Below are 16540 nucleotides of genomic sequence, written 5' to 3'. Positions count from 1 at the left end.
GGCCATGAAAACCGGGGTGCATAGCCCGATTTCGGTTGGGTAGCCGCGCCGCCATGGCTCCACCACTTGGCAACGACGTACACACCATCCGGCCGGAACACGGACACACCCGGCGCTCGGTGCTCGCGGGTCTCGCCGCGCTGGGCGCGCTGGGCGCGGCGGGCTGCACCCGCGTGGCGTCGGCGTCCGGGAAGAACGGCGGCGATCTGCTGGAGCGGCTGCGCGCGCAGGGTGTCGTCCGGCTCGGGATCGCCGGTGAGGTCCCGTTCGGGTACATCGACAAGAACGGCGAGCTGACCGGGGAGGCACCGGAGCTGGCGAAGGCCGTCTTCAAGCGGCTCGGCGTGGACCGGGTGCAGCCGGTGCCGACGGAGTTCGGCTCGCTGATCCCCGGACTGAAGTCGCAGCAGTTCGACGTGGTGGCCGCGGGCATGTACGTCACCCCGGACCGCTGCGAGCAGGTGATCTTCGCGGACCCCGACTACCGGATGCCGGACGCCTTCATCGTCCGCAAGGGCAACCCGCTGGGCCTGCGCACCTACGCCGACGCGCTGCGGAGGCACGCCAAGGCGGCCACCGGCACCGGGTACGCGCAGATCCAGCACGCGGTGGAGGCGGGCTACAAGGAGAACGACCTCGTCATCGTCCCGGACCAGGTCGCCGGGCTGAACGCGGTGGAGTCGGGGCGGGTCGACCTGTTCGCGGCCACGGCCGTCACCGCCCGGCTCGTCGCCCGGGGCTCCGCCAAGGCCGAGTCGACCGAGCCGTTCGTCGCGCTCGTCGACGGAAAACCGAAGGTGGACGGCGGCGCGTTCGCGTTCCGGCCGACGGAGACCCGGCTGCGCGACGCCTTCAACGCCGAGCTGCTCACGCTGCGCCGCAGCGGTGAGCTGTACCGGATCGTGCGGCCCTTCGGCTTCACCAAGGCCGAGATGACGACCCTGACCGCGAAGGAGTTGTGCGGCTGATGACTGCGGGACTCTGGGAACTCGTCCTCCGGGGCACCGGCACCACGGTGCAGTTGCTGGTGTACAGCGGGCTGCTCGCCGCCGCGGTGGCGTTCGTCGCCGGTGCCGCCCGCACCCACCGGTCGCGGCTCGTCCGCTTCGTCGCGGCGCTCTACACCGAGGTGTTCCGCGGCACGTCGGCGCTGGTGATGATCTTCTGGGTGTTCTTCGTGCTGCCGGTCGCGTTCGGCTGGCAGCTGGTGCCGATGTGGGCCGGCACGCTCGCGCTGGGCCTGACCTACGGCGCGTACGGCGCGGAGATCGTGCGCGGCGCCCTGGTGGCGGTGGACCCGGCCCAGCGGGAGGGCGGGATCGCGCTCGGCTTCTCGCCCTGGCAGCGGCTGCGGCTGATCCTGCTGCCGCAGGCGGTGCCGGAGATGATCCCGTCCTTCTCCAACCTGCTGGTCGAGCTGCTCAAGGGCACCGCGCTGGTGTCCATCACGGGCATGGGCGACCTGGCCTTCAGCGGCAACCTGGTCCGCCTCGCCCTCCAGCAGAGCGGCCAGATCTACGCGTACCTGCTGCTGATCTACTTCGTGATCGCGTTCCTGCTCACCCGCGGGATGCGGGGTCTTGAGCGCCGGCTGAAGGCGGAGGTGGCCCGATGACCTGGGACTGGGGAGCGGTCGCCGACTTCCTGCCGTACTTCTGGAAGGGCCTGGTCGTCACCCTGGAGGCGCTGGCCCTGGGGTCGCTGATCTCGTTCGCGCTGGGCCTGGTGTGGACGCTGCTGCTGCGGACGCCGACCCGGTGGGTGCGCTGGCCGGTGGGGGTCTTCACGGAGTTCGTGCGGGACACCCCGCTGCTGGTGCAGCTGTTCTTCCTGTTCTACGTGCTGCCCGAGACGGGCGTGACCCTGTCCCCGCTGACCACCGGGGTCCTCGGGCTCGGGCTGCACTACTCGACGTACACGATGCAGGTCTACCGGGCCGGCATCGAGGCGGTGCCGGCGGGCCAGTGGGAGGCCGCGACGGCGCTCAGCCTGCCGGTGCGGCGCACCTGGGCGGCGGTGATCCTGCCGCAGGCCGTCCGCCGGGTGGTGCCGCCGCTCGGCAACTACGTCATCGCGATGCTGAAGGACACGCCGATGCTGATGACCATCGGCGTGCTGGAGATGCTGGGCCGGGCGCGGCTCGTCTCCCAGCAGCACTTCCAGTTCACCGAGCCCCTGACGGTGATCGGGATCGCCTTCATCGTCGTCTCCTACCTGGCCTCCCTTTGTCTGCGCACCCTGGAGCGACGCCTTGTCCGTTGAGACCCGCAAGCAGCCGGCCGTGACCGGCACCCTGCCGACCGAGCTGATCCGCCTGGAGGGCGTGACCAAGCGGTTCGGGGACAACACCGTCCTCGACGGCCTGGACCTGTCCGTGGACGCGGGCCGGCACGTCACCCTGATCGGCCCGTCCGGCTCCGGCAAGACCACGATCCTCAGACTGCTGATGACCCTCGCCCAGCCGGACGAGGGCACGATCACCGTGGACGGGCAGCGGCTGTTCCCGGCGCCGGAGAAGCAGGTCCGGGAGGTCCGCAAGAAGATCGGGATGGTGTTCCAGCAGTTCAACCTGTTCCCGAACATGTCGGTGCTGCGAAACCTCACCGAGGCGCCGGTCCGGGTGCTCGGCCTGTCCAAGGACGAGGCCGAGGCGCGGGCCCGGGAGCTGCTGGACCTGGTGGGCCTGGCCGACAAGTGCGACGCGAAGCCGACCCGGCTGTCGGGCGGTCAGCAGCAGCGGGTGGCGATCGCCCGGGCGCTGGCGATGCGGCCCCAAGTGCTGCTGCTGGACGAGGTGACCTCCGCGCTCGACCCGGAGCTGGTCGCGGGTGTGCTCGACCTGCTCCGGGACATCGCGCGCAGCACGGACATCACGATGCTGTGCGTGACGCACGAGATGGGTTTCGCCCGGGACATCTCCGATCAGGTCCTGATGTTCGACGCGGGCCGGGTCATCGAGGCGGGGCCGCCGGAGAAGATCTTCGGCGACCCGGAGCGGGAGCGCACCCGGGAATTCGTCAGCGCGGTGTTGTGAAACGCGACCCTGTGCGCGCGGGGGCGCGGGGGAAGAGCCGAGGTCCGCTGGTTGGGGAATGACCATGGCATATGCCAGCGGGTTGTCGTCCCGGTTGGCGGCACGGACGCCCGGGGCGCAATCCCGCAACCCCCTCTCCCCCGTGCCGCTTTGACGGCTATCGTGGACACGATCCGCCGACCCGGGTCGTGGCCGAGGGGGAACGACATGAGGATCGAGCCGACCGCCCCGTACCACTCCGCCCAGGACGCGCTGCGCGTGCTGGAGACCGTGGCCCGGCACCCCGCCGGCGCCACCGACACCGAGCTGGCCCGCCGCACCGGCCTCGGCACCGAGCGGCTCACCGCCCTGCTGCGCATGCTGCGCCGCGAGGGCTACGTCGAGCAGATCGCCGACGGGGCGTACGTCACCGGTGACACCCTGCGCCGGATCACCTCGGCGCACGACCGGGAGCGGGCCCTGCGCGAGAAGCTCCAGCTCACCCTGGACCGGCTGCGCGACTCGGTCGGCGCGGCCGTCTACCTCAGCCGGTACCTGGACGGCGAGGTCCGGGTCACCCAGTACGCCGCCGGACCGGCCGCCCCGGCGGTCAACGAGTGGGTGGACTTCCGCTACTCGGCCCACGCCACCGCCGTGGGCAAGAGTCTGCTGACCCAGCTGGACCACAACGCCCGCCGCGATCACCTCTCCCGGCACAAGATGGCCCGCCTCACCTCGCGCACCATCACGAGCGACAAGCTGCTGCTGTCCCGGCTGGAGTCGCAGCCGCCGACGGTGCCGGTGCTCGATCTCCAGGAGTACGCGGTCGGCACGGTCTGCGCGGCCGTACCGCTTACCGCGGGCTCCACGGTCGGCTGCCTGGCCGTCTCGCTCCCGCTGGAGCACGCGCACCGGCTGAAGCGGGCGGCGGAGACGCTGAACCGGAGCGCGGCTCCGGTGGTCCTGTCGCTGACGATCTAGAGGGCGAGCGGGGCGGTCTCCGGGTGGTCACGAGCACCCCCGGGACCAGGTAGTATTTTCTCTGTCGCCAGCCGAGGGGATGAAAATCCCGAGGCGGGCGGGAGTCATGCGCCGCTAGCTCAGTTGGTTAGAGCAGCTGACTCTTAATCAGCGGGTCCGGGGTTCGAGTCCCTGGCGGCGCACGATGACGATGGCGAGCCATGTCCGCAGACAGCGCGGACCTGGCTCGCCATCTCTGTCATTGCCCGGCTTCGCCGCGCGTGGTGGGGGCTCCGCCACCCACACCCCCCGAAGCCGGGCCCTTCGCGAGAGCGAGGGGCCCCTCGGCGTCCTCCCCGGTCAGTCGGCGGTACGAGTCCTCGCCCGGCGGGCGCCACCACACCGGGTCGGGGCACGTGAAGCCCTCCCGGCGCAGCCGGGCCCGCTCGATCTTGTTCGTGGCCGTCACCGGCATCCGCTCCACCAGCCGCACGAACCGGGGCGCCATCTTCGTACCGAGGTCCGGCTGGGCCCGCAGGAACGCGGCGAACCCCGCGGGGTCGAAGGTCCCGGCGATGGTCGCCATCACCTGGTCCCCGGTGACCGGGTCCGGGACGCCGTACACGGCGACGGCGTCCGCGCCCGGGTACCGGGCCACGATGTTCTCGATCATCGCGGCGGCCAGGTTCTCCCCGTCGACGCGGATCCGGTCGTCGGTGCGGCCGGCGAAGTACAGATGGCCGGCGGCGTCCCGGTAGAAGAGGTCGCCCGTCCAGTACGCCCCTCCCCGGCGCCGCTCGGCCTCGGCGGCCGGGTTGCGCCAGTAGCCCTCGAAGGGGTTCGGGCCGCGGTTGACCAGCTCGCCGATCGCCTCCTCCCCGTTCAGCAGCCGCCCGGCACCGTCGAAGACGGCGGGCGGGCACTCCCGCCCGGTGGCCGGGTCCAGCACCACCAGGCCGGGCCCGGCCGGACCGACCGCGCCCGCCGGGGTCCCGGGCGCCCACCGGATCGCCGCCCCGCCCTCCGAGGAGCCGTACCCCTCCACCAGCGGCACCCCGAAGCGCCGCTCGAAGGCCGCCGCGTCCACCGCGCCCGCCTCCGTGCCGAAGCCGATCCGCAGGGTGTGGTCGCGGTCGTCGGAGCGCGGCTCGGTGGCGAGGAGGTACTGGACGGCCCGGCCGACGTAGGTGAAGTAGGTCGCGCGGTAGCGGCGTACGTCGGGCAGGAAGCCGGAGGCGGAGAAGCGGCGGCGCAGCGCCACCCCGGCGCCGGCGGCCAGCGCGGGCGCCCAGTCCGCGATCACCGCGTTGCCGTGGAACATCGGCATGCAGAGGTAGTGCACGTCGTCCGCGCGGACGTCGAACTGGCGGACCAGGGCCTGCCCGGCCGCCGCCAGCCGCCCCTGGGAGCAGAGCGCGGCCTTGGGGGCGCCGGTGGAGCCGGAGGTGAAGTACAGCAGGAGCCGGTCGGCCGGGGTCGCCCGGGAGGGGTCGGGCACGGCACCGGCGTAGGGCGCGAGGAGGGCGGCGTACTCCGGGGTGTCCGTGACGAGCAGCCGTACTCCGGGCAGGTCGAGCCCGGCCAGCAGCGGCAGGTGGGCCCGCTCGGTGACCAGCAGCGCGCACTCGGTGTGCCGGATGTCCCGGGCCAGCTCGGGGCCGCGCCGGGTGGGGTTGATCCCGGCGACGGCCGCCGCCGCGAGGGCCGCGGCGCCGAGCCAGAGCGGGAACTCCTCGGTGTTGTCGAGCAGCACCCCGAGGTGCGGTACGGCACCGGGCGGGAGCAGGTCGGTCAGCAGCGCGGCCCGGGCGGCGGCACCGGCGGCCACCTCGTGATGGGTCAGCATCCGCTCCTCGCACCACAGCCCCGGCCGGTGATCACCCCAGCGCGCCGCGACCAGCGCGGCGACCGTCGTGGACTCCATGGCGCGGCACGGTAACTGACATGGCGTCAGATGTGGAGGGCTACGGCAGCAGGCCGTCCGACTCGGCGAAGACGACGTGGGCCAGGAGGATGAAGCCGACGCAGAAGGAGCCGGCGACGCCGAGGAGGACCAGCCCGAAGCCGGTGCCGACGGCGAGCCTGCCGGGCGTCGGCGGCAGCGCGGTGGCCCGCTGGGGAAGCTCCGGGAGATAGCGCACGGTCACGAAGTCGCCCTCCAGGACGGTCGCGGGGCCGTCCTCCTCCTCGAAGCGGACGGTGCGGCCCTCGCGGGTGGTGAACTCGTAGACGTGGTGCACGGTCGTGCGCACGGAGGTGTCCCCGCCGCCCCCGCTGGTCGTGGTGAACATCCGCAGGCAGCGCGCCTCGGCGGTCAGCCCGTGCGTCCACGTCCTGCTCAGCCGCCGGGCACGGCGGACGAGCAGGTACGCGGCGAAGGCGAACCCCGCGATCATGAGGCTGGGCACGGCGTAGAACAAGAGCTCCATGAGATCCCCCGTGGTCAGGTACGCCGCCCCACTCGGCCGGCGTGCGAGGAACGTACCCGGCGCGAGGCGCGGACCGCCTCAAGGGAAGCTCAGTATCGGAATCGGGACAATGTGATCCACTCGTGCGCGACGGGGGCCCGTGTACGGCCCCGGACCCGCGTGCGCCGGTGCCGGCGCACGCGGGCCTTGCCCCGTGGGGGTCAGAAGGTGACGTCGGAGCAGGCGTAGAACGCGTTGCCCGTGTCGGCGATCGTCCACACCGCGAGGATGACGTGGTGTCCGCTCAGGCCGGTCGGCAGGGTGCCGCTGTGGCTGAGGGTGGCCGGCGGGCGCTGGCCGTTGTAGGGCACCGTCAGGAACGGGGTGAGGTTGAGGTCCGAGCGGGAGAGGTTGTGGTTCTGGTTCCAGCCCGGCTTGGTGACGTAGTACTTGAAGTCCGTCGTGGCGTGCATGGCGGTGAACTGCCAGCGGAACGTGTACGACTGGCCGCCCGTCACCTTGGTGGTGGGCCAGGCCGCGCCGGACGGCGTCTTGGGTGCGCTGAGCTGGGCGAACTGGCTCAGGCCCGCGTTGCAGAGCTGACCGTCGGCGGGGCCGCCGGCCGGGAAGCCCTTGGGGCCCTCGACGCTCTGCGGCTCCCACTGGATCTGGCCGCAGTTCGCCACGGTGCCGTTCTGGCAGAGCTTCTGCCTGCTGATGGGGAGGTCGGTGTAGCCGTGCCCGCTGGCGCCGCCGGTGGAGAGCGCGAACGCTCCGGCGGTCACCGCGCCCAGCACGACCGCGGACAACTTGGTCTTGGTGCGCATGCTGCCGCTCCTGGAGAACGTGGGGAGTTCGGTGAGCCGTGCAGATCAGGTCTAGACCAAGCCTCAGATTATTGCCGCCAGTTGAACATGTCCATACCAATCGCAGACCGGTCGCGCGCCCGCTCCGCACCGGCTCGCCGCGCCCGCCCTACACCGGCTCACCACGCCCCGAGCAGAACGCCACCGTCAGGTCACGGACCAGCACCTTGCGCTCGTAGTCGTCCAGTTCGACCAGACCGCGCATGGTCAGCCGGGTCACCGTGTCCTCCACCGAGTCCACCACCGAGCTGAGCATGCTGGCCCGCTGCCGGGCGTCCAGCGCGGCGATCCGGCGCCGGTGCACCGCCCCGGCCACCTCGGGGGCGTACTCCACCCGGACCGGCCGCACCGAGAACACCTCCACGCCGACCGGCACGGCCTCCGCCGCCACCAGCCGGGTCAGCGCGGCACCGGCCGCCGTCGCCCCGCCCCGCGTCCCGCCCGCCGGCTCCACCGGCACCCGGGCCAGCGCGGACTCCACGCACTCCCGCAGATACGTCTCGTGGTCGTCGATGGCGAGCAGGGCCCGCGCGGTGTCCCGCACCCGCCACACCACCAGCACCACCACCCGCAGCGCCAGCCCGTCGGGGTCCGCGGCCGGCATCGCCTCGCTGCGCCAGTGCCGCAGCCGCACATCCACCCGGCGGCGCGGCACCAGCGGGTTCACCCACAGCAGCCCGGTACGCCGGACCGTCCCCCGGTACCGCCCGAACAGCCCCAGCACCCAGGCCCGTCCGGTCCGCCCCCGGGCCAGCCCGCCGAAGCCGACCGCCCCGAGCAGCCCGGCCCCGGCGTACGCGGCCCACTGCGCGGGGCCCAGCCCGCCGCCCGGGTCCGGCGGCAGGCCCAGCCCCCTTGCGGCGAGCGGCGGGAGCAGCCCCGCCCACCAGGTGGTGGCCAGGCAGCCGGTGACCCCGCAGACCCCGGCGAACACCCCGGCCGCCCCGGGCAGCACCCGGGCCGGGCGTTCCGCCAGCTCCGGGTCGACCTCCGGCAGCGGCCGTCCGCGCACCGGTGCCGGGCGCCCGAGGCGGGGCTGCTCACCGGTGCCCTGCCGGCGGGCCACCACGGCCGGCCGGAGCGGCACCTTCACCGGGTCGGGATCGTCCCGGAAGAGCAGGTGGACGGGGATCTCGGTGGTGGCCTCGTTCTGGATCAGGCGGGCCGGCCGGGTGCCGGGACCGGCGGTCGCGCCCTCCGACTGCCCCTCGGACTCGGGCGGCGTGTGGGATGCGGTCGTACTCATGCGTGCTCCAGCCTCCGCGCCAGACGCGTCATGAACAGGGGGGTGGGGGTGGGGTGCCGGGCCGGTCAGGCGAACAGGCGGCGCCACGTCTCCGGGCCCGGGTAGCCGTCCGCCGCACCGCCCCGCCAGCCCTGGGCGCGCTGGAACGCCTCGACGGCGCGCCGGTCCGCCTCGCCCCAGTGCGGCCCCGGCCCGAGGGCGTAGAACCGGCCGAACCCCTTCTTCACCAGCTGGGCGCCGAGCCGGGTGATGTGGTCGTTGCTCTGGCCCGGCCGGAAGTAGGCGCGGCCCGGGTAGCCGGGGACCCCGTGCGAGGCGGGTCCGGCGGCCGGGGACGCGATGTCCTTGCCCCGGCCCGTGCTCAGCAGCTCCCAGGTGCGCCGGCCGGGGATCCCGTCGGCGTCCGCGCCGGTCCAGCCCTGGGCCCGCTGGAACGCCTGGGTGGCCCGCCGGTCCGCCGCGTCCCAGACCGGCCCCGGCGCCTTGGCGTAGGAGGAGGCTCCGCCCCGGGCGATCAGCATCTGGCCGAGCAGGGTGACGTACTTGTTGTCGGCGCCGGGGCCGAAGTAGGCCGCGCCCGGGTAGGCCACCACCGCCTTCCCTCCGGCCGCCGGCCCGGCGGCGGCCCCGGCCTTGGTCACCCCCTTGTAGCGGTAGGGGACGTACTTGTCGGCGTTGCTCCAGTACGGGTAGGGGGTGGTCTGGCTGCGGGTGCGCGGGGGCGTCTGCTCGTAGACCGTGTAAGAGGTGTGCGTGTGGTCCGTCCAGCCGCCGAAGATCACGACGTGGGAGCCCTTCTCGGGGTTGTCGGGGTTGTGGTACAGCAGGATGTCGCCGGGTTGCAGCTCCGCCTTCTTGATCTTGACGCCGAACTCGCCGAGGCTGCCGGTCCACTCGTTGTCCGGCAGCCCCCAGGCCATGGAGACATAGCCCGAGCAGTCCTGCCGGTAGCCGTCGGACCAGAAGTCGTACATGCTGTACGGCACCTTGGCGGCCACCCAGACCTTGGCCCGGTTGATGATCTGGGTCCGGGTGGTGGCGGGCGTCGGGACGCCGTCCGGCTCCGCGGGCTTGCCCGCCCGGCCGTGCAGGGGGGCCCTGGCGCCCTGCGGGGTGTCGGTCGCGCCGTCGCCGGGCAGGGCCTGGCGGTGCGGGGAGTGGCCGGGGGTGAGGGCGGCGGCGGGCGCGACCGTGCCGAGCACGGCGGAGGCGGCGGCCACGACGACGACCCCGCGGGCCACCGGACGGCCGCGGGTGAGCAGGGAACGGGAGGTCGGCCGGCGTCCGTGGACGCAGCCGGGACAGTCACAGTCGCTCGCGGGGGGGATGTCCTCGAACAGCGGAGCGGTCATGCGATCTGCCTCACATTCGGGCGTGGTTTGTCCGCGAGTGTGCACGTTGATCAGTTTCCCAACTGGGTACGGAACGCGCATTTTGACGGTCCGAATGATGTACGCGGCTCCCCGCGCGGCTGCCGCGCCACCTCCCGGTGGTCGGAGGCACCCCTGGAGGTCGGGTAGAGTTTTCTCCGTCAGCAGGCGCCGCTAGCTCAGTTGGTTAGAGCAGCTGACTCTTAATCAGCGGGTCCGGGGTTCGAGTCCCTGGCGGCGCACCGACCGGAAGGCCCCTCGCGGAAGCGGGGGGCCTTTCGCATGCCCTCACCGCATGGCTTCGCCGTGTGCTCCCGCCGTATCCCCTCCGTCCGAATGGCCGGATACCCTCTGGCCATGGCAGCCCGGGACCTTCAGGAGCGGATCAAGAAGCTGATCGTGGACGAGCGGCTGCCCTCGGGGGCCCCGCTGCCCACCGAGCCCGAGCTGATGCGGCTCCTCGGGGCGAGCCGGAACTCCGTGCGGGAGGCCCTGAAGGCGCTCCAGGCGATGGGCATCGTGGAGATCCGGCACGGCTTCGGGACGTACGTCGGCTCCATGTCGTTCGCGCCGATGATCGAGGGGCTGGCCTTCCGCACCGTCGCCGGCCACTACCGCGGCGAGGACTCCCTGCTCCAGCTCCTGGAGCTGCGCGAGGCCGTCGAGACCGGGCTGGTCTCCCGGCTGGCCGGGCGGCTGCCGGAGGCGGACCTCGTGGAGCTGGACGCGCTGGTGGAGCGCATGGAACGGGAGGCCGCCGAGGGGACCGGGCTCGGCGAGACCGACCGCGCCTTTCACGCCACCCTCTACCGGGGACTCGACAACGTGCTGCTCGGCGAGGTGCTGGAGGCGTTCTGGGACGCCTTCCACCGGGTGCAGCGGGACCTGGTGGACGTGCCGCAGGACCCCCGGGTCACCTGCCGCCAGCACCGGGAGATCCTGGACGCGGTGCGCTCCGGCGACTCCCTGCGGGCGGAGCGGGCCATACGGGACCACTTCGGCAACATCCGCAGCCGACTGTCCCCGGTGGCCGCGCCCCGACGGTGACGCCGTGCGGGTGCTCCGCCGGTTGTCCCGGCGAGCCCGCGCCCGGCCGTGACCGCCGCCCGGACGCTCAGCCGGCCGTCCCGGCGAGCCCCCACCCCGACGGAGACCCCCGCGCGGACGCTCAACCGCCGTCCCGGCAAGCCCGCGCCCGGCCATGACCACGCTCAGCCGATCGTTCCGGCGAGCCCGCACCCCGACAGAGACCACCGCTCAACCGGTCCTCCCGGCGAGCCCGCACTCCAACGGAGACCGCCACCCGAACGCTCAACCCGCCGTCCCGGTGACCCCGCGCCCGGCGCTGACCACTCAGCCGGTCGCCCCGGCGAGCCCGCACCCGGCCGTCACCGCCACCCGAACGCTCAACCCGCCGTCCCGGCGAGCCCACGCCCCGACGGAGACCGCTCAGCCGGTCGCCCTGGTGAGCCCGCGCCCGGCCGTTACCGCCGCCGGAACGCTCAGCCGGTCGTCCCGGTGAGATACGCCGAGACCACGACGTTCGCCGTGTAGCTGCGGCTGACGCGGTCGAAGGAGCCTCCGCAGGTGATCAGACGGAGTTCGGCGCGGCCCGGCTCGCGGGGGCCGTAGGCCAGCCGGGCGTCGAAGCCGTCCCGGGGCAGCACGCGGACGTCGTCGACGGTGAACTCGGCGACCTTGCCGTCCGCGCGGAACACCCGGACCCGCTCGCCGGGCCGGACGGCGCTGAGCCGGTAGAAGACGGCGGGCCGGGTCTCGGTGTCGACGTGCCCGACCAGCAGGGCCGCCCCGGCGGCACCGGGCCTGGGGCCGGCGCCGTACCAGCCGACCACGCCCGGCTGGTCGTAGGGCGGCGGGTCGATCGCGCCCCGCGCGTCCAGGCCGCGGGCCACCACCGGGGCCTGGACACCCAGCCGGGGGATGTCGACGCGCTGGGGCACCGCGTCGGCCAGGGGTTTCGCCGCGCGCGGCAGCCGGGCGGGGTCGGCGGCACGGTCGACGGCGAAGACATCACCCGCGGCGGGCCCGTCCGCGTCCCGCGGGACACCGGTCACGCCACGCCCCCACAGCCACAGCCCGAACAGCAGCAGCGCCCAGACCAGGCCGGTGACGAGCCGCCCGGTGCCGGTGGTGCGCCCGTGGTCGTCGGGCATGGCGGCGTTCAGCGGGGGCCGCGGCTCCGGCGGGCGCGCAGCCCGACGGCGACCGCGGCGATCCCGGCGAGCGCCAGCCCGGTCGCCGCCTGGACGGCGTCGGGACCGGAGCCGCTGGTGGCCACCGTGGCGAAGTGGGTGGTTCCGCCGCCGCCCGCGGGGACCGGGGCGATCGGCGAGGGGGACTGGGCGGACTGGGCGGGCAGCCGGATGGGCTCCTCCGGCCGGCCGGCCGCACTGCCCGGTCGCGCGACCGTGACGCTGCCGGTCAGCACGGTGCCGGCGCAGGTGACCTTCACGGTGTAGGCGCCCGGCTCCAGGGCGGACCGGACGCGGGTCTCGCCGCTGAGGCTGCCCTGCGCGCCGGTCAGCCGGGCGTCGGCGACGAAGGCGGACGAGGCGGCGCCGCCCTGCTCGCCCGAGCAGCCGCTGACCCGCAGGGTGACGTCGTCGCCCGGCGCCGGGCTCGCGGGGGCCACGGTGACCGCGCCGCCGTCCGCCGCGCGGGCCGACGGGGCGACCGCGGCCACGGCGGCGAGGGCGACCGCGGGGATAGCTGTACAGAACGTGAGGCGTAGTGAGCCCATCGTGAACCTCCAGTTATCAGGAGGCTCCCCCGCCCCGGGCGTCCCCGCATCCTCGGGAGGCGCCGGATTGCTCCGAACGGGTGAGGCCGTGTTTCGGCCGGCTCAGACCAGGTCGACCAGATCCGCGATGGAGTCGACGACCTTGGACGGGCGGAACGGGTAGCGGTCCACGTCGGCGGGCTGGGTCACGCCGCTGAGCACCAGGAACGTACGCATCCCGGCCTCCAGGCCGGCGAGCACGTCGGTGTCCATCCGGTCGCCGATCATCGCCGAGGTCTCGGAGTGGGCGCCGATCGCGTTCAGCCCGGCCCGCATCATCAGCGGGTTGGGCTTGCCGACGAAGTACGGCTTCTTGCCGGTCGCGGCGGTGATCAGGGCGGCGACCGAGCCGGTGGCGGGCAGGTCGCCCTGGGTGGACGGGCCGACGTTGTCGGGGTTGGTGGCGATGAACCGGGCGCCGTCGTTGATCAGCCGGACGGCCTTGGTCAGGGCCTCGAAGGAGTAGGTGCGGGTCTCGCCGAGGATCACGAAGTCGGGGTCGTGGTCGGTGAGGATGTAGCCGATGTCGTGCAGCGCGGTGGTGAGGCCGGCCTCGCCGATGACGTAGGCGCTGCCGCCGGGCCGCTGGTCGTTCAGAAACTGGGCGGTGGCGAGGGCCGACGTCCAGATGTTCTCCACCGGCACGTCCAGACCCATCCGGCGCAGCCGGGCGTGCAGGTCACGGGCGGTGTAGATGGAGTTGTTGGTGAGCACCAGGAAGGGCCGGCCGGACTCGCGCAGCTTCTTCAGGAAGGCGTCGGCTCCCGGTATCGGGACGCCCTCGTGGATCAGGACGCCGTCCATGTCGGTGAGCCATGACTCTATGGGCTTGCGGTCTGCCATGCTGTGCGTCTCCTGGCGTACGTACGGTCGAGGAACGGGGCGCCGGAACCACGGCGTACCGACGCCCCCAGCCTAGTCAGGGCCGGCCGGTCCTGACCCCGTCGATCACCTGGTACCCACTGGTCAGCCGCTGCCGACGGCCTCCCGGGCCTCGACGTACGACGCGCGGTTCCTGTCGGCGTGACAGCTCACGCGTCGGCGTGACAGCTCACGCTCGGCGGGACGACCCCGCCCTCGGCGAGGGGGGCGGGGCACGTCAGCGGCGACCGCGGGCCACGAGGTACGCGGTCGCACCCACGGCGACCAGCGCGAGTGGGGACCACCCCGCCCTCCCCAAGGAGCACCACTCGCGTCAGCGGCGGCCCCGGGCCACCACGTGCGCGGTCGCGCCCACGGCGACCAGTGCGGCGATCGCCGTGAGCAGACCGTGGACGAGCCCCGGACCGGTGCGGGCCAGCTCGTGCGCCCGCTCCCCGGCCGCCTCGTCCTGCGCGAGGGGCAACGAGGCGCCCGGGGCGTCGGTACCGGAGGCGCTGGACGCGGAGGGCGCGGCGGAGGTGGCGGGCGGTGTGCTGCCGCCGGACGGGGCTGCCGACAGGGCCTCGGTGTGCTCGCGCGCGCTGCCGGACGGCGCGGTCGGCAGGCCCTCGGCCGCCTGCGCGCCCGTCGTCTCCCGCACGCCGGCGGTCGCCCGTACCCCGTCCGACTCCGGGGAGTCCTTCTGCGCGGCCTCCTCGGCGTCCTCCAGGGAGCCGTCCGGGATGTCCTCCGCCTCCTCGCCGATCCCGAAGCGGTAGGCGTTGGACTGCCCGACCCAGTCGCCGTCCCGGCCCCGCCGCTGCACGACGGCCGCGTTGGCGGTGACCTGGCCGGATTCGGTGTCGGAGGTGAGCGCGAGCCGGACCCGGACGCTGACGGTCCGGCCGGGCGGCACGGTGAACCCACCGAACCCGGCGCCGTCCAGCACCCCGACCAGCTCCTGCTCGTCGGTGCTCTCGAAGGTCACCGGCCGGGCCCGGGGGCCGTCGTAGAAGTCCAGCTGGGGCTGCCCCGGCCGCAGGGCGCGCCTGTCGTCGACGAGGACCACGACCGGGTGGATGCCGGCGCAGGTCCCGCGGGTGGTGTTGGTGAGGTCGATGTACCAGGTGCCGTATCCGCCGCCGGCCTCGTAGGAGGTGGGACCGCCCCGGATCCGGGTGGCCAGCGGGAAGTCGTGCGCGTCGGCGGCGACGCACAAGGGGGTCGTACCGGCGGACACGGCATGCGCCGACGCGGGGACGGCGGCGGGCACGACGACGGCGGCGGCTGCGGTGAGGCAGAGGGACAGGGACGTGCACAGTCGCATGAACACATGACCATGCCGGGTGGGACGGGGATACCGCCCGCGCCACTCCGGCGCCGGAGGCGAAGTCCGCCCGCCCGGCGCAGCGGTACCGCCCCGGACGGCCCTCCCGGTGCGGCGCCGTCGAGAGTCCTGCCAACGCCTGCGGATCGGCGGGCGGCGCCCAGCCGGTGGGGGGTCCGACAGCAGCCGAGTGCGCGGGAGCCGGGGGCGCGGGAGCCGGGGGCCTTGGCGGGGCGCCGACACGCGGGGCGCCGGCACGCGGGGGGCGGAGGCCGGGACGGGCCGAGCGGAACGTCGGTACGGGGCGAACAAGCACCCGCACAGCGCCCGGCACACGGCGGCGAAGGAAGCACCGGCACCGACACCCGCACCCGTGCCGGCACCGGCACCGGCACCCGGCGGTGGCGGACCCCGTCAGTCGTCCCCTCGCCCGAACAGCGGTGCCAGCAACAGCTGGGCGGCGCCCTCGGCGACGATCCGCTCTCCGCGCGGAGCGAGCCGTACCGGCACCGCGTCCCCGCCCGTGCCCTCCCGCCTGGCCCGGGCCCCGAGCACCTCGCCGACGCCGCTCACGTATGTCCCGGGGGCCCCGGCGACGGTCCGGCCCCCCAGCAGCACCACGTCGATGTCCAGCAGCCCGACCAGGTTCCCGGCCGCCACCCCCAGCACCCGCGCCGCCTCGGCCACCTCGCCCCGCGCCACGGCTCCGAGGCACAGCACCTCCACGCAGCCCCGGTTCCCGCACCCGCACAGCGGCCCGTCCAGCTGGATCACCTGGTGCCCGAACTCCCCGGCCCCGGTCCGCGCCCCACGGTGCACGCTCCCGTCGATCACCAGCCCGGCCCCGAGCCCGGTGCCGAGGTGCAGATAGGCGAAGGACCGGCCCGCCGCGCCCTCCTCACCCCCGACCGCCAGCCCGAGCGCAGCGGCGTTGGTGTCCTTGTCCACCACCACCGGCACCCCGAGCCGCTCCACGAGCGCGTCCCGCAGCGGAAATCCGTCCCACTCGGGAAACCCGGTGACCCGGTGCAAGACCCCCCGCGCATGGTCCAAGGGGCCCGGCAGCGCGACGCCCACGCCCAGCAAGGAGCCCACCCCGGCGAGCCCGCCGCCACTGGCACTCGTACCCCCGCCACCGGCACCCGCACCGGCACCCGCACCAGCACAGGCCCCGGCACCCGCACCCAACCCCCCGGCGACCCTCCGTACCGCCTCGCACACCGCCCCCAGCACAGCCTCGGCCCCCGCGCCCAGGTCCAGTTCCCCGCGCCGCTCCCCCACCACGGACCCGTCCAGATCAAGCAGCACCACCCGCAGTTCGTCGCGGTCGAGGTGGACGCCGACCGCGTGGCCTGCCTCCGGTACCAGCCGCAGTACGGTCCTCGGCTTGCCCCCGGTCGACGCCCGGCGCCCCGCCTCCGCCGCGAGCCCCTGCGCCCGCAGCCGCGCGGTGATCTTGCTGACGGCCTGCGGGGTCAGCCCGGTGCGCTCGGCCACCTCCAGCCGGCTGATTCCCTCGGCCCCGGCGTCCCGCAGCAGCCCCAGCACCAACGCGGTGTTGTGACTGCGCAGCGCCCCCAGGTTCGCGCCCGCCACCCCGCCGCTCACCGGCCCCGCCGTCGTCGCCGTCCTCACCCGCTTCACACCCCCCATTGTCCTCACCGCTTGCACTTCCGCAACACTGTTGCC

16 protein-coding genes and 2 tRNA genes are annotated in these 16540 nt (G+C 74.0%); 8 read left to right on the top strand and 10 right to left on the bottom strand.

Going from position 1 to position 16540, the window contains the following annotated elements:
* The first annotated feature begins 53 nt into the window (after positions 1-53).
* From ehuB to IE294_RS12420, 6 genes are all read left to right on the top strand, one after another.
* Positions 54-968, top strand: a complete 915-nt coding sequence (ehuB, locus tag IE294_RS12445; RefSeq protein ID WP_189885300.1) for an ectoine/hydroxyectoine ABC transporter substrate-binding protein EhuB — start codon at positions 54-56, stop codon at positions 966-968.
* A complete protein-coding gene (gene ehuC, locus IE294_RS12440; protein ID WP_189813545.1) occupies positions 968-1615 on the top strand; it encodes an ectoine/hydroxyectoine ABC transporter permease subunit EhuC in 648 nt (215 codons plus the stop codon). The genes ehuB and ehuC overlap by 1 nt, the downstream gene beginning before the upstream one ends.
* Positions 1612-2262, top strand: a complete 651-nt coding sequence (gene ehuD, locus IE294_RS12435; protein ID WP_014672927.1) for an ectoine/hydroxyectoine ABC transporter permease subunit EhuD — start codon at positions 1612-1614, stop codon at positions 2260-2262. The genes ehuC and ehuD overlap by 4 nt, the downstream gene beginning before the upstream one ends.
* Positions 2252-3034, top strand: coding sequence for an ectoine/hydroxyectoine ABC transporter ATP-binding protein EhuA (gene ehuA, locus IE294_RS12430; RefSeq protein ID WP_189885298.1), 783 nt, complete (start codon positions 2252-2254; stop codon positions 3032-3034). The genes ehuD and ehuA overlap by 11 nt, the downstream gene beginning before the upstream one ends.
* Positions 3035-3241: 207 nt before the next feature.
* Positions 3242-3994: an IclR family transcriptional regulator gene (locus IE294_RS12425; protein ID WP_189885296.1), complete on the top strand. Its 753-nt coding sequence runs from the start codon at positions 3242-3244 to the stop codon at positions 3992-3994.
* Between the two features lie 108 nt (positions 3995-4102).
* A tRNA-Lys gene (locus tag IE294_RS12420) sits at positions 4103-4176 on the top strand.
* A gap of 56 nt (positions 4177-4232) precedes the next feature.
* Here IE294_RS12420 and IE294_RS12415 read toward each other — a convergent pair.
* The 5 genes from IE294_RS12415 to IE294_RS12395 form a co-directional block, all read right to left on the bottom strand.
* Complete coding sequence (locus IE294_RS12415; RefSeq protein WP_189885294.1) at positions 4233-5897, bottom strand: AMP-binding protein; 1665 nt, start codon at positions 5895-5897, stop codon at positions 4233-4235.
* Positions 5898-5937: 40 nt separating this feature from the next.
* Complete coding sequence (locus IE294_RS12410; RefSeq protein WP_189885292.1) at positions 5938-6402, bottom strand: DUF3592 domain-containing protein; 465 nt, start codon at positions 6400-6402, stop codon at positions 5938-5940.
* Between the two features lie 200 nt (positions 6403-6602).
* Positions 6603-7208, bottom strand: a complete 606-nt coding sequence (locus IE294_RS12405; protein WP_058080669.1) for a lytic polysaccharide monooxygenase auxiliary activity family 9 protein — start codon at positions 7206-7208, stop codon at positions 6603-6605.
* 148 nt (positions 7209-7356) lie between these two features.
* The gene (locus tag IE294_RS12400) at positions 7357-8493 is read right to left on the bottom strand and encodes an SPFH domain-containing protein (protein ID WP_189885289.1); all 1137 of its coding nucleotides are present in this window, start codon (positions 8491-8493) and stop codon (positions 7357-7359) included.
* 65 nt (positions 8494-8558) lie between these two features.
* Complete coding sequence (locus IE294_RS12395) at positions 8559-9845, bottom strand: peptidoglycan-binding protein (protein WP_189885287.1); 1287 nt, start codon at positions 9843-9845, stop codon at positions 8559-8561.
* Positions 9846-10031: 186 nt separating this feature from the next.
* Between IE294_RS12395 and IE294_RS12390 the strand changes: the two genes are divergently transcribed.
* A tRNA-Lys gene (locus IE294_RS12390) sits at positions 10032-10105 on the top strand.
* 115 nt (positions 10106-10220) lie between these two features.
* Positions 10221-10910 carry a FadR/GntR family transcriptional regulator gene (locus tag IE294_RS12385; protein WP_189885285.1) on the top strand — a complete coding sequence of 230 codons (690 nt, stop codon included), beginning with the start codon at positions 10221-10223 and terminating at the stop codon, positions 10908-10910.
* A gap of 455 nt (positions 10911-11365) precedes the next feature.
* Here the strand turns inward: IE294_RS12385 and IE294_RS12380 are convergent, their stop codons facing one another.
* The 5 genes from IE294_RS12380 to IE294_RS12360 all read right to left on the bottom strand — a co-directional run bounded on the left by IE294_RS12380 (position 11366) and on the right by IE294_RS12360 (position 16504).
* Entirely contained in the window at positions 11366-12037 is a 672-nt protein-coding gene (locus IE294_RS12380; protein WP_189885283.1) for a class F sortase, read from the bottom strand.
* 8 nt (positions 12038-12045) lie between these two features.
* Positions 12046-12624 carry a hypothetical protein gene (locus IE294_RS12375; protein WP_189885281.1) on the bottom strand — a complete coding sequence of 193 codons (579 nt, stop codon included), beginning with the start codon at positions 12622-12624 and terminating at the stop codon, positions 12046-12048.
* A gap of 102 nt (positions 12625-12726) precedes the next feature.
* On the bottom strand, positions 12727-13506 hold the full coding sequence (locus IE294_RS12370; RefSeq protein ID WP_189813556.1) for an HAD-IIA family hydrolase: 780 nt from the start codon (positions 13504-13506) through the stop codon (positions 12727-12729).
* 352 nt (positions 13507-13858) lie between these two features.
* The gene (locus IE294_RS12365) at positions 13859-14851 is read right to left on the bottom strand and encodes a hypothetical protein (protein WP_373315812.1); all 993 of its coding nucleotides are present in this window, start codon (positions 14849-14851) and stop codon (positions 13859-13861) included.
* A 414-nt stretch (positions 14852-15265) separates the two neighbouring features.
* Positions 15266-16504, bottom strand: a complete 1239-nt coding sequence (locus IE294_RS12360) for an ROK family transcriptional regulator (RefSeq protein WP_229917143.1) — start codon at positions 16502-16504, stop codon at positions 15266-15268.
* Between the last annotated feature and the right edge of the window lie 36 nt (positions 16505-16540).

This window comes from Streptomyces canarius (genome assembly GCF_014650735.1).
GTDB classification, from domain to species: Bacteria; Actinomycetota; Actinomycetes; order Streptomycetales; family Streptomycetaceae; genus Streptomyces; species Streptomyces olivaceoviridis.
Note: the sequence above shows the minus strand (reverse complement) of the source record. Positions and strands in the feature narration are given on the sequence as shown.